Origin of the sequence: Rossellomorea aquimaris (assembly GCF_020172085.1) — a bacterium.
Classification (GTDB): domain Bacteria; phylum Bacillota; class Bacilli; order Bacillales; family Bacillaceae_B; genus Rossellomorea; species Rossellomorea aquimaris_E.
Genome location: NZ_JAIVAT010000008.1, coordinates 330,043 through 345,462, shown reverse-complemented (window position 1 = coordinate 345,462; position 15,420 = coordinate 330,043). Strand labels below are relative to the sequence as shown.

Annotated in this window: 16 protein-coding genes; 11 read left to right on the top strand and 5 right to left on the bottom strand. The window is 42.2% G+C overall.

Features of this window, described 5'->3' with window-relative positions; translation table 11 throughout:
* Position 1: 1 nt before the first annotated feature.
* The 6 genes from LCL96_RS19405 (at position 2) to LCL96_RS19380 (ending at position 5,005) form a co-directional block, all read left to right on the top strand.
* A complete protein-coding gene (locus tag LCL96_RS19405) occupies positions 2 to 802 on the top strand; it encodes a two-component system regulatory protein YycI (protein WP_224944384.1) in 801 nt (266 codons plus the stop codon).
* 11 nt (positions 803 to 813) lie between these two features.
* Positions 814 to 1,608 (top strand): MBL fold metallo-hydrolase, encoded by a 795-nt coding sequence (locus LCL96_RS19400; RefSeq protein ID WP_224944381.1) that lies wholly within the window; start codon positions 814 to 816, stop codon positions 1,606 to 1,608.
* 346 nt (positions 1,609 to 1,954) lie between these two features.
* Entirely contained in the window at positions 1,955 to 3,199 is a 1,245-nt protein-coding gene (locus tag LCL96_RS19395; protein WP_224944378.1) for a S1C family serine protease, read from the top strand.
* Between the two features lie 121 nt (positions 3,200 to 3,320).
* Entirely contained in the window at positions 3,321 to 3,479 is a 159-nt protein-coding gene (locus LCL96_RS19390) for a CxxH/CxxC protein (protein ID WP_224944375.1), read from the top strand.
* Positions 3,480 to 3,574: 95 nt separating this feature from the next.
* Positions 3,575 to 4,054: a 23S rRNA (pseudouridine(1915)-N(3))-methyltransferase RlmH gene (gene rlmH / locus LCL96_RS19385; RefSeq protein ID WP_224944373.1), complete on the top strand. Its 480-nt coding sequence runs from the start codon at positions 3,575 to 3,577 to the stop codon at positions 4,052 to 4,054.
* A 324-nt stretch (positions 4,055 to 4,378) separates the two neighbouring features.
* Positions 4,379 to 5,005: a sulfotransferase family 2 domain-containing protein gene (locus tag LCL96_RS19380; RefSeq protein ID WP_224944371.1), complete on the top strand. Its 627-nt coding sequence runs from the start codon at positions 4,379 to 4,381 to the stop codon at positions 5,003 to 5,005.
* A gap of 73 nt (positions 5,006 to 5,078) precedes the next feature.
* Here LCL96_RS19380 and LCL96_RS19375 read toward each other — a convergent pair whose 3' ends face one another.
* Complete coding sequence (locus LCL96_RS19375; RefSeq protein ID WP_224944362.1) at positions 5,079 to 6,251, bottom strand: MFS transporter; 1,173 nt, start codon at positions 6,249 to 6,251, stop codon at positions 5,079 to 5,081.
* Between the two features lie 79 nt (positions 6,252 to 6,330).
* Here LCL96_RS19375 and yeiL point away from each other — a divergent pair, with 79 nt between their 5' ends.
* Positions 6,331 to 7,002, top strand: coding sequence for a transcriptional regulator YeiL (yeiL, locus tag LCL96_RS19370; RefSeq protein WP_224944360.1), 672 nt, complete (start codon positions 6,331 to 6,333; stop codon positions 7,000 to 7,002).
* A 68-nt stretch (positions 7,003 to 7,070) separates the two neighbouring features.
* Here the strand turns inward: yeiL and adhP are convergent, their stop codons facing one another.
* On the bottom strand, positions 7,071 to 8,102 hold the full coding sequence (gene adhP / locus LCL96_RS19365) for an alcohol dehydrogenase AdhP (protein WP_224944357.1): 1,032 nt from the start codon (positions 8,100 to 8,102) through the stop codon (positions 7,071 to 7,073).
* A gap of 271 nt (positions 8,103 to 8,373) precedes the next feature.
* Positions 8,374 to 9,369, bottom strand: coding sequence for a tRNA dihydrouridine synthase (locus LCL96_RS19360; RefSeq protein WP_224944355.1), 996 nt, complete (start codon positions 9,367 to 9,369; stop codon positions 8,374 to 8,376).
* 358 nt (positions 9,370 to 9,727) lie between these two features.
* Between LCL96_RS19360 and yiaA the strand changes: the two genes are divergently transcribed.
* The 3 genes from yiaA (at position 9,728) to LCL96_RS19345 (ending at position 11,965) form a co-directional block, all read left to right on the top strand.
* Complete coding sequence (gene yiaA, locus LCL96_RS19355) at positions 9,728 to 10,198, top strand: inner membrane protein YiaA (RefSeq protein ID WP_224944353.1); 471 nt, start codon at positions 9,728 to 9,730, stop codon at positions 10,196 to 10,198.
* Between the two features lie 445 nt (positions 10,199 to 10,643).
* A complete protein-coding gene (locus LCL96_RS19350) occupies positions 10,644 to 10,982 on the top strand; it encodes a PadR family transcriptional regulator (protein WP_224944352.1) in 339 nt (112 codons plus the stop codon).
* A complete protein-coding gene (locus tag LCL96_RS19345; RefSeq protein ID WP_224944351.1) occupies positions 10,979 to 11,965 on the top strand; it encodes an HAAS signaling domain-containing protein in 987 nt (328 codons plus the stop codon). Before LCL96_RS19350 ends, LCL96_RS19345 begins: the two co-directional genes overlap by 4 nt.
* A gap of 56 nt (positions 11,966 to 12,021) precedes the next feature.
* Here LCL96_RS19345 and LCL96_RS19340 read toward each other — a convergent pair whose 3' ends face one another.
* Positions 12,022 to 13,212: an MFS transporter gene (locus LCL96_RS19340; protein ID WP_224944349.1), complete on the bottom strand. Its 1,191-nt coding sequence runs from the start codon at positions 13,210 to 13,212 to the stop codon at positions 12,022 to 12,024.
* Positions 13,213 to 13,390: 178 nt separating this feature from the next.
* A complete protein-coding gene (locus LCL96_RS19335; protein ID WP_224944336.1) occupies positions 13,391 to 14,857 on the bottom strand; it encodes a L,D-transpeptidase in 1,467 nt (488 codons plus the stop codon).
* A 166-nt stretch (positions 14,858 to 15,023) separates the two neighbouring features.
* On the opposite strand from LCL96_RS19335, the gene LCL96_RS19330 reads away from it, so the two are divergent.
* The gene (locus tag LCL96_RS19330; RefSeq protein ID WP_224944333.1) at positions 15,024 to 15,419 is read left to right on the top strand and encodes a hypothetical protein; all 396 of its coding nucleotides are present in this window, start codon (positions 15,024 to 15,026) and stop codon (positions 15,417 to 15,419) included.
* The last annotated feature ends 1 nt before the right edge of the window (position 15,420 follow it).

Genomic DNA, 15,420 nt, shown 5'->3' with positions numbered 1-15,420 from the left:
AATGGATTGGAGTAAAACAAAGAGCATTTTTATAATCGTCTTTCTGGTTTTGGATATTTTTCTCCTGACCATATTCATGAATAAAATCCGGTCGAGCAACCCCGATACATTAGAACAGACAACCTTTGAAGAAACGTTAAAAGCTGCTAATATACAGTATCCTCCAAAGCTGTCAAAAGAGCCGGTCAAAGATGCGCTCATCAGTGCAAATACAAAAAAATTCACTCAAAAAGATCTGGAGAAATTAAAGGATCAAGAAGTGAATGCTGTGAATGACAATACAATAAATTCAACTTTAAATGAGCCTGTTCCCATCAGTGAGAACTTTTCCCCGGATGAATTAAAGGAGTTTCTTAAAGATCATATTGTCAGTGGAGAACAGTACAGCTTCTGGAAGTATAGTAAAGAAGATCAGACCCTGGTCTATTTTCAAACGTATAAAGACCGGAAGATTTTTAATAACACAAGTGGAAAGCTAATCTTCTATTTAAATACAAATAGGGAAATTGTATCTTATAAACAAACATTGTTGGATAACTTGAAAGAAACGACAGGAAAGAAACAATTGGTTGCCCCCTTTGACGCTCTTAGGTTCTTAGTGGACAACAATGAAATTGACAATGGAAGTGAAATCGTCGGTGTTCCAAGCCTTGGTTATTCAACGTTTTTATCGGATGATTATCAATTTTTGGCTCCTACCTGGCACTTCGTCGTCGAAAAAGATGGTAAGAAAGAAGATTTGTTCATCAATGCCGTTGAGGCACAGATCGTAGAAATCACCAATCCAGAAAAAGAAACATAGGAGTGAGCGTTATGACGATGCATTTTAGTGTGCTTGCCAGCGGCAGTACAGGAAATGCAATATTTGTCGAGTCAGAGGAGCATTCCTTCCTTGTCGATGCCGGCTTAAGCGGCAAGCAGATGGAAGGTTTGTTCAGTCAGATCGACAGGAAGATAGAAGATCTGTCAGGGATTCTCGTCACGCATGAGCATAGTGACCATATTAAAGGGATCGGTGTGTTGGCAAGAAAGTACAAGCTTCCGATCTATGCGAATGATAAGACCTGGAATGCCATGGATGGTTTAGTGGGGAAAATCGATACGGAGCAGAAGTTCTCCTTTGATATGGAAACGTCCAAGCACTTTGGAGGACTGAGCATTGAGTCCTTCGGTGTATCACATGACGCCGCTGAACCGATGTTTTATATATTCCACCATGGAGATAAGAAGCTTGTTCTTGTCACCGATACGGGATATGTAAGCGATCGGATGAAAGGGATCATCTCAAATGCCGATGCTTACGTATTCGAAAGTAACCATGATGTGGGAATGCTTCGCATGTGCCGTTACCCATGGAATATCAAGCGGCGGATCCTCAGTGACTATGGTCATGTATCCAATGAGGATGCTGCCATTGCCATGAGTGAAGTGATGGGAGAAAATACAAAAGGCATTTATCTAGCCCATTTAAGCCTCGATAACAACATGAAGGACCTGGCAAGGATGAGTGTTACTCAGACACTTGAATCAAAGGGAATAATGGTAGGAGAACAAATTGATCTATTTGATACGGATCCTAAAGTACCAACGCCTTTAGTTGCGATTTAAACCGGTTTAAATGTTTATGAATTCTCTTTTGATGGTATGTAAAAGGTGAGGACCTCTGTCCTCACCTTTTTGTGTTTTACATAAAGAAGATATATACCCAATCGGTAATCATCCAGCTCCGGCGGCTAGAGGCTCGAGGTCATAAGTCACGAACACCAAAAAGGCAAAGAGCGCCTTTCCGGTGTTCGCGCCATATGCATGTCGCCTCTGGTCAAGCCACCTGCGCTTTTGGTATCATGATGAAATTCTTACCTTTTTTTCATCATTTTTTAATTTAATCTGACTATAATCGGGCTTGGAAAGATAAAATAACAAAAGGAATAGCTGGTAGAAAGGATGATGAAACGTGGGATATTATGACGGCAATCATAACTCGGAAGGCAGGACTGGCAGACAAAAGGGAAATCGGGGCGGGATGTTTCTTGCGGGGCTATTTGGGGTCATCCTGGGAGCGATTCTCGTGGTCGTGGCCATTCCTCAGCTGACGAACTTTGATATATTACCTTATTCGGTCCAACCGGATCAGGATCTGAAAGAGACGGACCAGAATTACCATAATGGAGCTACAAAGAATGTGTCTGTCAACGTGACGACGGATGTGACGAAAGCAGTTGAGAAGACGGGAGACTCCGTAGTCGGCATCACGAACATCCAGTCCCAAAGCTTCTGGGGTCAGGGTGGCGGACAAACCCAGGACCAACAGGCGGGAACAGGTTCCGGGGTCATGTATAAAAAAGAAGGAAATACGGTGTATATCGTAACGAACAATCACGTGGTTGAAGGGGCTGACCAGCTTGAGGTCACTTTGGCTGACGGCACAAAGGTCCCGGCGAAGCTTCGCGGTACCGATGTTTGGACCGACCTTGCCGTCATCGAAATCGATGGAAGCAAGATCAAGAATGACGACATTGCCGAGTTTGGAAATTCGGACGAGCTGAAAGCGGGAGAACCTGTCATTGCCATCGGTAACCCGTTGGGACTACAATTCTCAGGTTCTGTGACACAAGGAGTCGTATCCGGTGTGGAAAGAACGATCCCGGTAGACATTAATCAGGATGGGATGGAAGATTGGAATGCGGAAGTACTGCAAACTGATGCAGCGATCAACCCGGGTAACAGTGGCGGAGCACTCATCAATATATCCGGACAGCTGGTCGGCATCAACTCCATGAAAATTGCCCAAGAAGCCGTTGAAGGCATTGGACTTGCCATTCCCATTAATTCTGCCCGGCCAATCATTGAGGATTTAGAGAAGTACGGAGAGGTCAAGCGTCCGGCAATGGGTGTGACCCTTGAAGACGTTAACCAGATTTCTGCTTATCATCAGCAGGAAACATTAAAGCTGCCGAAAGACATTAATTATGGTGTGATGATCAGACAAACCGTTCCTAATTCACCTGCTGCACAGGCCGGACTTCAAGAACTTGATGTCATCACAGAGCTTGATGGCGAGAAGATTCAAAATGTGATCGATCTCAGGAAGCATCTTTATACGAAAAAAGAAGTGAACGATCAAATGAAAGTCACCTTCTATCGTGATGGTAAGAAGAAAGAAGTCACGATGAAATTAACGGACGAATCGCGATTATAGGTTGTGGATAAAACGAAAAGCAGGAAGGCATGTGCCCTTTCCTGCTTTTTCTTTACATGATATGATGTTTGTGGATAAGTATATGAACAGGAATTTTAAAGAAGGATGAGGAGGAAACGACATGATTTTTTGCTGCTTAGAGCACGTGGAATTAGCCATGGATATTGTCGTCGATGAGCATGAAGTAGCACCACAGCTGGAAGAACTATCTGAAGAAAAAAAGTTATCCACAACCTGTGAATATTGTGAGAATAACGCAATATATATAGTGGCGAACTAATATTCCCATACTATATGCGGAAGTGATCTGTGGATATGTGGATAGTTTCTGTGGATAATGTGTTTGTAAATTGTTTGTAAAGTGAGTGTGGATGTGTGAATATCACCATTGTAACGGTTGGAAAGTTGAAAGAGAAATACTTAAAACAGGGAATTGGCGAATATGTGAAGCGTCTAGGGGCGTATGCAAAGATCGACATTGTGGAGCTGGCAGACGAAAAAGCCCCTGAAGTACTGAGTGATTCTGAAATGGAACAGGTCAAGAATAAGGAAGGAGAAAGGATCCTTTCAAAGATATCACCGGATCACCATGTCATCGCACTGGCCATCCAAGGGAAAATGCGCTCTTCAGAAGAGTTAGCCGATAACCTGGACAAGCTTGCCACGTATGGGAAAAGCAAAGTAGCATTTGTGATTGGCGGGTCATTGGGGCTGAGTGATGATGTGATCAAGCGGTCGAATGAGACTCTTTCATTTTCAAAGATGACCTTTCCCCATCAGCTGATGAGACTGATATTGGTGGAGCAGATTTACCGGGCGTTTCGGATTAATCGGGGGGAACCGTACCATAAGTGAGGGCGAAACCATTACAAGATGCGGATTTATAAAAATCATTGTAAATCTAAACGGCAGAACAATCTGCCGTTTTTTTATTACACAATTTTTTTTGGATTCTACTTCCAAGAACTTATCTTTTACTCCATTTTTAATGCCGTACTGATTAGTTAAGGGCGAAAATTTTTTCAAAGATAGAAATTAGACTAGAAAGGACTTTCTCAGCACTTAAAAGAAGCTGTATAACAACTTTTAACAGTTAGAATAAGGAAAAGGCCGTTCCATAAGAAAATAAATTAAATAAGATATAAAAAAAGTATGATTAAGAGTAAGGGGAATGGAGTAATGATTATTTCTCATAAATATAAATTTATTTTTTTGAAAACCAAAAAAACGGCGGGGACAAGTGTCGAGATTTCCTTATCCAGGTATTGTGGTGATAGCGATATTATCACTCCTATATCACCGGATGATGAAAAAATTAGAGCTAAACTTGGTAAATATCCTCAAAATTACAATATTGGCTCAACAAAATTCTATAACCACATTCCTGCAAATAAAATAAAGTCTTTAATAGGAGACGATATATGGAGCACGTATTATAAATTTTGTTTCGATAGAAATCCTTGGGACAAAGTGATTTCTTTATATTATTATAGTGGAAATTCAGAAAAACAAAGTTTTGAAAAATATTTAGAACAAGAGAAATATAAAGGTGCTTATAATTTCCCCATCTATACATTGAATCATCAACCGGCTGTTGATTATCTGGGGAAATATGAAAGTTTAGAAAGTGATTTGAAATCTATTTGTGATCATATAGGTCTTCCTTTCGATGGTTGGCTACCAAAGGCAAAAGGTGATTTTAGGAAAAATCGACAAAGTTATCGTACACAATATAATGAGAACCAAACTAGGATTATTAAACAATTCTTTCAAAAAGAAATAGATTTACTCGGTTACAAATTTTAAAGCAGATGAGACTTATCAAAATTGATAAGTCTCATCATTTTTTATTATGTTGAACAATTAAATTACTAGAAATTTAAGCAGATACTAAAACATTCTTCTCAACCTCTACCCTTCGATATACAAGCGCAATCAACATCGCTGGTAAACTACAGGCCAGCATTCCAATGAAGGCATAGCGAGGCTCAATTTCATATAGGTAGCCTCCGAAAATGGTGAAAACCGCAGTGCTCCAGCTAAGGGCAAATGCTGAGTACATCCCTTGAGCTTTGGGTATTTGTATATGCGGAATGTTAGTGGTTAAGTATTTCATAAAGGCATAGTGACCCATCGCAAACGAAAAGGCATGTAGTGTTTGTGCGATAGAGAAAACCATGACATTTGGAAAAGCAAATACTAATATCCAGCGCAAGGAAGATCCAGCCGCGGCTAATGCTAATAAGGTTCCTGGTGAAAGGTGATGTAATCGTTTATCTGCAATGGAAAAGAAAATAATTTCTGCGATGACAGCAATGTTAATAATGACCCCAATAAGATAAACAGGTGCATCGATCTCTTGTAGAAAGATATAGCCGTAATTGTAATAAGTAGCATGGGCTGCTTGAAGCAGGATAACGATCAATAGAACGAGCATGAAGTGTTTGATTTGCAGTAGATCTAGTACCTTTATCTTTTTGGTTTGGCCAGCTTGTGGCTTTTTCGATAAAATCTCAGGAGCCTTCAAAAAGCTTAGCCCCACAAAACAACTAACTCCAAGTAATAGCGCCCAGAAGATAACATCATCTCCGAACATGCCTGTAAAAACGGTCAGCATGATGCCAACTGAAACAAACCCAATGGACCCCCATTGACGACTTTTACCGTAATGCTTCAACTGTTTACTTTGCACAAGAATACCGGCAACACTATCTAAAGCGGGCATTAAAATGGGATAAAAAATGTTTAAAGCGATTGTTACCATTAGTAAGCCAGTAAAAGAATGTGCCGGAACATAACATAAAATGGTGATAAGTGCCCCGATACCTGCTATGTTCAAGAGTGTTTTATTACTAATCCTCTCTAACAAATAGGGAAAAGCGAATAATGTGGAAAGTCCCCTCGCAATCAAGCCAAGACTCATAATCAAACTAGCTTCTGATACCGAAATACCTTTTGTGTAAATCATCCAGCCGGCCCAATAAGGTAGAAAAATCCCCCATGTCATAAAAAAGCTGAAGAAATGTGTACTCATCCATCGTTGTGTATTCATTTGTATCCTCCTAATCATTAGCATGATATCATGGGAATAGATACGATTATATGAGATATCTCATATTTTGAGGTGGAAGATGGAATTTTATAAAGGTGAGAAAAAGCGGCTGTATGTAGAAAAGCACTCTATAGCGAGTAAATTTTCTTTCAACGTTGAAGAGTTTATGGAAGTTAGGGAATATGACCGTGGTGAATGGATTATTCAAGAGGGGAAGAGACCTGACTTTTTATTTTATGTAACAGAGGGAAAAGCCAAAATATACGTCACCCATCAGAACGGAAAAGTGTCACTTATCAATTTTATCAATGCACATGATTATATTGGAGAAATGGAATTACTTCATGATGTGTATTATACAAAAGGGATTCAAGCATCGACCAAAACGGTCTGTTTTGCGATTCCTTATTATCATTGTCGTACCAAATTACTTGAAGATGCAAAATTCCTGCGTGAATTAACCAAGTTTTTGAGCATGAAGGCAACGCTAATGGCAGCCAAGTATTCACAAAGTCTTGCATTCCCCTTGGAAAATAGGTTTGCAGATTTTATTTTACAAACCGCTGATAATGGGGTTTATAGAGAAAAGCACGTCATTGTTTGTGATTATTTAGGCGTATCTTACCGCCATTTATTGCATGTTTTGACGCAATTTTGTAAGAAAGGGTACCTGCATAAGGATGGCCGCAATTATATAATTAAACAGTATGATTCTTTGCACGGGCTTGCTGAGGCGATTAAGAATCAATAATCCTAACCAACCCCTTAACAAAAGCGGAATCACCCATTGTCACCGGTGATCCCGCCATTTCAAATCTATTATCTATATGAATGTTGTTTAAAATCAATAACCATCCGACCTTGGATTTTCCCTTTTTCCATCTCTTCAAACACATCCTGTACTTCGTGTAAGCAGCGGGTTTTAACGATAGGCACGACTTTGCCTTCTGCCCCGAATTGGAACGCCTCTTCAAGGTCTCTACGTGTTCCCACCAAAGATCCGACAACTTCAATTCCGTCCAGTACCAGTCGTGGAATATTCAGGTCCATGGTTTCAGATGGCAATCCGACGGCCACGACTTTCCCGCATGTGCGGACTGCATTGACGGCAGAATTGAAAGCAGCTTTAGACACGGCTGTTACGACTGCGGCATGAGCTCCACCGATTTGTTCTTGGATAAGTTGATCAGCATCCCCTTGGGTGATCGGGTTAATGGTCATATCTGCCCCGATCTCTTTGGCAAGAGTTAATTTATCGTCATTGATATCGACAGCAATGACCTTTGCGTTGAACACGTGTTTGGCGTATTGGATAGCAAGGTTCCCAAGTCCACCGCACCCATAGATGACAATCCATTGACCAGCTTTAATATCCGCCACTTTGATGGCTTTGTACGTAGTGACGCCTGCGCATGTAATACTACTGGCCTGTGCAGGATTCAATCCTTCAGGTACTTTGACGGCATAGTCGGCCGCTACGATACATTGTTCAGCCTTTCCTCCGTCCACACTATAACCCGCGTTCTGGACGTTACGACAGAATGTTTCTCTTCCTGTTGTACAATATTCACAACGGCCGCAGGAATGAAACATCCAGGCGATGCTGACTCGGTCACCGATCTTTAAGCTTGTCACATCGTCGGCAATTTGAGATACAATACCGATTCCTTCATGACCTAAAATCCGACCCTCGACATTTCCGAAATTACCGGCTGCAACGTGCAGATCCGTATGACAGACACCGCAATACTCTACATCTACCAGTGCTTCACCGGATTTTAACGGACGTAATTCCTTTTCAATCACTTCAATGTTTGATTTGGCATTTGGATTCACGACTACTGCTTTCATAATGTGATGTCTCCTTTTGTAATCAATTTGAATTTGAAAAGCCTTTTACACTATGTTTATACCAAAATTCAGCAAATCATCTTTACAAAACCATCATAGCACCATTTTTGGCGAAAAGATTGTGAAGTATTGAACAATTTAAGAACGTTTTGGGTTAGAGATAAACCAGCTGTAAGATCTCAATCATGGGATAAGGGTGAGATCCATTTTTACAAAAAAAGAGGAGAGCCATCTTGGCTCTCCTCTTTGTCTTATAATACAAAATAAGCTTTTACTTCGTTACAGAAAACCCTTCCTCATCCTTCACTCTATCCGCATACTCATCAAGCAGAGCCCGAACTTCATCCGTGGATTCTGATTCCATCAAACGATTTCGCAGCTCACTTGCTCCACGGAATCCGCGGACGTAGATCTTAAAGAAGCGGCGAAGCGGTTTAAACTGCCGCGGCTCAAGTTCTTCGGAGTACTGATCATGGAGATCGAGTTGCAGACGCAGGAGATCAAGAAGTTCCTGGCTTGTATGCTCTTTCTTCTCTTTTTCGAAAGCGAACGGGTTGTGGAAGATCCCACGTCCGATCATAATGCCGTCCACTCCGTATTTCTCGGCGAGTTCAAGTCCTTTTTGACGGTCAGGAATGTCTCCGTTGATGGTCAAAAGTGTATGAGGAGCGATTTCGTCACGTAGCTTTTTGATTTCAGGAATCAGTTCCCAGTGAGCATCGACGTCGCTCATCTCCTTCTTCGTCCGAAGATGGATCGAAAGGTTGACGATATCCTGCTCCAACAGGTGCTTCAGCCAGTCGTACCATTCCTCCACCTTGGTATAACCGAGGCGAGTCTTCACGCTGACGGGAAGTCCTCCTGCTTTCGCTGCCTGGATGATTTCTGCTGCCGTATCCGGGCGACGGATCAAGCCGGAGCCTTTCCCATTTGCCGCGACATTGTGCACAGGACAGCCCATATTGATATCGATTCCGCGGAAGCCCATTTCTGCCATGCCCATACTCATTTGACGGAAGTATTCAGGCTTGTCTCCCCAAATATGGGCGACGATCGGCTGTTCATCATCCGTGAACGTCAGACGCCCGCGTACGCTGTCTTTTCCTTTCGGATGACAATAGCTTTCTGTATTCGTAAACTCTGTAAAAAACACGTCAGGTCTCGCCGCTTCACTGACGACATGACGGAAAACCACATCGGTCACGGCTTCCATCGGTGCCAGAACAAAAAACGGCCGAGGTAACTCATGCCAAAAATTATCTTTCATAATCTATTTAAACCCTTTCCTTTAAGGAAATACACATTCCCAAAATTAAAAAGTAACACATGTCTTAGTTTATCCATTCCCATCTAGGATGGATTCCAACCAGTATATACTTTAATGGTATTAAGCAAAAAGTGCAAGGGAACGAGACGTTTTGATGTAAGGGAAATATTTGAAAAGGTTCAATACATTACACCCTTTCCTCCCTCCTTCAGTCTTGAATGGAATATACTCAGAAAAAATACTTAAAATATGGAATAAATTTATAGTAGTTTCAATAATTGTAAGTATATTCTGTAAAATATTGTTATAATGTCTCATATAGAAGAGTGCAATTTATGATAGTAAAGGGGAGCGGTCAATGTCCGATTATAATGAGAGTCCATTAATGAAAAACGATGACAAGAAACCAAAGATCAAGGTGGAGAGAAAAGAAGGTGAACCGACAGCCGCTTTTAAAGGAGCAAGCTGGGCGGCTTTGGTGGTAGGTGTTGCCGCTTATCTGATCGGACTGTTCAATGCAGGGATGGAGCTCAATGAGAAGGGATATTACTTTGCAGTATTGGTATTCGGACTGTATGCAGCTGTATCTCTGCAAAAAGCGGTAAGGGATAAAGAAGAGGATGTTCCTGTTTCCGGTATCTATTACGGACTCAGCTGGTTCGCCGTGATTGTCGCGATTTCCTTGATGGCCATTGGTCTTTATAATGCCGGAAGCATCATCTTAAGTGAAAAAGGATTTTATGCAATGTCATTCGTTCTTAGTCTATTCGCAGCTATTACGATTCAGAAAAACATCCGTGATACGCAGGTGGCGAGAGATAAAGATTGATCATGGGCGGTACTGCTTTCAGTACCGCCCTTTGTCGTCTCGAACCTACATTTCTTCTCACCACAAGGTAGCCGAATGAATTCATAACCAATATATGTAAAAATACGCAAATAATAAAATTTTGGCGCAATTAAGGCCGAAAACGACGCAAATAATGAAAAAATGACGCAATTCCTCCTGTAAATGACGCAATCCCATGCCGTTACTGACTTATACAACAGCTGATATGTGAAACATACCTTGTATGGAGCTTATCACAACCCCTTGATCCCTCATATATTTCTTATTCATGCAGCTAACGGTCAAAATGAGCTGAATTATCATCTAAAAACTGATAGAATCCAAAAATTAACAAACATATCTTTCTTTTATACACGTCTATAGTGTATGATACATAGTATAAAGCGTATAGTGTATAACATACAGTATAACAAGAGGTGAACATATGGATAAGTCACTGCTGACATCGTTGACGACGGAGTTGCGGAGGGGGACATTGACTCTGGCCGTATTAAGTCAATTGCGGACACCACAATATGGGTATTCCCTCGTCCAGTTACTAGAGAAAAGTGGTATTTCAATGGAACAGAGTACACTGTACCCGCTTCTGAGGAGATTGGAGAAGCAAGAACTGGTCACAAGCAGCTGGGACCGGTCGGAAAGCAGGCCGAGGAGATATTATGTATTGAGCGAATACGGTGCTGAGATCCTGTCACAGTTAAGAGCGGAATGGGAAAAGATGCACGGGGAACTGGCGATATTATTAAAGGAGGAAGAGGAATGATGAAGCTTGTTGAACTGTATATTCAAGAAGTGATGAGAAGGCTGCCCGAGAAGAATCGGGAGGATATTGCCCTTGAATTAAGGTCCTCGATTGAAGATATGCTACCGGAGGATTATACAGAGGATGATGTGAAGGAGGTTCTGTCTTCTCTTGGAGATCCTGCTGTTTTAGCCTCGAACTATCAAGACAGGCCGATGTATCTGATCGGACCGAGATATTATGATTTGTATATTGCTCTCCTGAAGATCATCCTCCCTATTTCTGCAGCCATTACGTTCATTGTGTTAGCGGTATCCTCCATTTTGGACTATTCTGGGGAATCAAATCCCATTGGGATCTTCCTCTCCATAGCAGGAAATGGGGTCGTCGAGGTCATTGGTACGGGAATGCAGGTTTTCTTTTGGCTGACCATTACATTTATCGTCCTCGAGCGAACGGTTTCTACTGACAGTCAGGCTCCAATCACAATCAAAGGCAAGGAATGGACGCCTGATGACTTAAAAGATATCCCATATATCCCAAAAGAAAAACGAGTTTCCAAGATGGAGATTTTCGGAGGGTTGATTTGGACGGTTATTTGGTCTACCTGTTACTTTAAGGCTTCGAGTATTCTCGGATTATATGAAAAAGGCGACAACGGAGGGTTCACTCCTATCTTTGAACAGGATGTGCTCATCGGATACTGGCCTTTGGTGGTGTTCCTGATTGCCATGGAACTTCTCCTTCTTTTTAAAAAATGGAAAGAAGGTGTCTGGACCTGGAGCCTGGCTATTGTAAATGCAGGATTTCAGCTCATTCCTGTGGCTGCCTTTATGTTCATGTTCAGGAATATGGATCTATTGAATCCTGAATTTCCGGAGAGGATACAGACACTATTCAACGATTCTTTCAACTTCCAGTGGCTGTACCTCACAATATCGGTTGCACTATTGGTGTCCGCGGTAATCAATAGCTATGATGGTTTTAAAAAAGCCAATAAATGAAAAGAAGGGTTCTGATCCTCTGATCAGAACCCTTTCTTATTAACGAAGTCAGCTATTTATGCCAATGTCCCCTGCTTCTGGTCTAACCGGTAACTCATGAAGGTCAGCAAACTTGCACAAATCGCAACCACTCCGCCGACAAGTGTCACATTCAGCAGTGGTCCCTGATGGTAGACGAATCCGCCTAATGCCGATCCCATGGCGATACCGACGTTGCTTGCTACGGGCATCAAGGAAGCGGCGAGTCCCGTCGCTTTTGGCTGATACACACCAGCAAGGTCGATCAAATAAAGCTGGGTTGAAGTAGTGAGCAGTATGGCCATTAAGGACATCAGGCCAATGTTGATCAAACCGATGACAAAGTGATCGGTCGTAAAGTACAGGGCAATCAGCACAAAGGCCTGTACAAGGAAAACGAATCTGAGCCGACCGATGGCGTTGTGACTGGCGATCTTTCCGGCAAGAATGTTGCTGAAGATCGAGATGAAGCCGTAGGCAAACAGAATCAAGCTGATGGAGCTGTCCGGAGCTTCCATCATATTAAGGATTGGAACAAGATACGTAAATACCGCATAGGTCGCACCGAAACCAAGGGATGGAATGAAGAACGCCATCAGGATCCGGGGGTGGGTCAATAAAGAGAATTGATCACGCATGGAACTGCGGTATTGACTGAGCTTACTCGGCAGGTTCATGAAAGATGCCATAAAGGCTACAACACCAAGCAATGTCGTTAGTAAGAATGTAGCATGCCAGCTGTACCATCCGGCGATAACCGTGCCGATGGGAACACCGATTACGTTCGCAAGGGTGAATCCGCCAAATACGAATGAGATGGCCACTCCACGTTTTGTGACGGGAATGGCTTCACTGGCTATCGTCATGGCAAGGGAAATCAAGACTCCTGTCACAATCGCCGTCAGCATTCGAAGTGCCATAAGCATGACATAGCTCGACGAAATCACACACAACGCATTTAAAATAATGAATGCCCCTATCAAAAACAACACCCATTTCCGTTTAGGAAAATGGCTTGTAGCAGACATGACAATGGGTGTGGCAATGGCAAAGGTGATGGCAAACGCTGAAACAAGCGTCCCTGCCTTTGCATTCGTTATATGGAGACTTGAAGAAATCTCCGTTAAGATCCCGACGATGACAAATTCGCTTGTCCCGAGAACAAATGTTAGTAGTGTAAGTGTAAAGATCAGGAACCAATGCTGTTTGGATAATGCCGTTTCTTCCATAATGACCTCTTTTCTAAGATGAATGCAATTTTAATGTAATAGGCAAACAATTAAATCATCATACCATAAAATTTTTTCAGAAAGTACCCTTGCTGAAAAAAGGTAAAAACAAACAGGACATGGTATAAACATGTCCTGATGTAGGTGTATTCTATTCATCAATAGAATCGCTTCTTTTTTAGTCAGCCCACGTAAAAATGGTACCAGAAGTCTGGTTGTTCCCCGATCCACTGTGAGGAATAAGTTGATCCAGGTTTTGTTTGACCGGTTTCAGTTTATGTTCAGCGTTGCTATCGCTGATTGTTACAACGGCCCCTTTTGGAACAAGGTCATATATTTCCTTTATGTCTGGGTTGGTAAGACGGATACACCCATGTGACATGGCGTTTTCAATAGATGCTTCATCGAAGGTCCCGTGGATGGCGATGTCCCCCATGCCGAGGGCTGCGGTACCAAACATGCCGGGGTGCTCCCCCAATGGTTCAAGGACCCGGTTTCGTATGGGAAAACGGCCGATAGGAGTGGAGTCATTCTTTCCGATGCCGATCGAATGAGATGAAATGATATAGGGCGGGGTTTTGACTATGAGGGAAAATGTCTGTTTATCGATATCCACCTGTACGGGATTGAAGGGGATCGGGGAGGAGTCAGGAGTGTTTGGATAAAACATATCGGCCATCGCCGCAGCCTCATGATTGTACACCCATCCCCCTGAACCTGTGAACGAGCTGGAAACGGAATTCGAACCGGTAGTGGCTTCATTCGGAATGAAGCTAAGGTAATTGTCCGGATAATCTGCCACCAGTTGATTAAGTCTTTCAGGAGGCATCCCCTTGTCTTTCATATAGGATTGCAAAGCTGTGCGAACGACATTTGCCCCGATAAATGACAGGGGACTTGGGTCAACGCTGAATGCCTCCTTCCCGTTATTCAAAAAACGGATCTTCACAGGCTCGCTTAAAGCGGAATTGTATTCTGCTTTTACAAAGGAGCTTTCTTCTATTGATCTGCTTTTTAACGGAAGGACCTCAAAAGAGAGCTTTGAGTCCGTCGTCGATACTCCGTATATCAGGATATTCTTATTCTTTACATCCCTTCCAAGTCGGATCGACTGATCATGGAGGGATTTTTCAATTTTATCTTTAGGTGTGTTGGCAGGGAAATACATGACATAAGGAAGATCTTCCGTCTCGTATACAACATCCGTACCGGTGTTCCACATTTTAAGGCTGGACGAAATCGTACTACTGAATGAAGGAAATAAGAATAATAAAATCAATAAACACACATTGATGATAAGAAGGGTACACAATATGACCTTTGCATAAAAAGGAAGAAAGGCCTTGGCTGGCTTCTGAACTTGTCCCATGTCCCCGGTGATTTGATCTTCAAGGAGCCTGCATGCCTGTTTGGCTTTGAAATAGTAAGGGGAATAAATATTTGCAGCTTCCTGATAGTGTTTATAGGCTTTGACCAACAGCCCTTTCTCCTCCATTTTTTGTCCGAGCAGATAATGGGCTTCCGGTGAGGAAGGATCGTGATATCGAAGGATCTTTTCATGATATTGTTCATCACTTTTTGATAGGTAGATATTTTTATGAATGTGTAACAGGTTCTTTTTCAGGTGGCTGTCAAAACGTCCCATGTGCCCCCCTCCTCATTCAGCAGGTTTCTTTATATATATTTGGGTGAATAGGGAAAAAGAACGGGAACACATTGTTAGAAGATTATTAGGTGTTTTATCTGTACAAATTTTCAGTAAATTGATATTATGTTAGAAAACATAACATGAATTTGTAAGGAGAGTTTACATGATAATTCGTGATGAATTAAATCGGGAAATGGACTTTGCCTGTGATGAGCTCATAGATATGCTGGAAAAGATTAAACATCATCGGGAACAAGAGATGGATGATCTAAAGCAAAAAATTAGAAGGTATGAAGAAAAAAAGCGGGCGGAAGAAACATTTTATCGTTCGTTATCACCTGTAAGGAAGTTTTTTGCCAGTCGTCCCCCCAATCATCATCAGGCAGTGGAGTATATGGTCCATGTGAAGGATCGCTTGAAACAAATTAACGGGATCAAGAACCGCATCAGGCAGATCGATGGGGTCATAGCGTCCTGCAGGGACCATTCGTCTGAAGAGTTGGAAGTGTCCAGTGCGATGACCGAAGAGATACTTAAATACCGGAAAGGACAGGTATAAG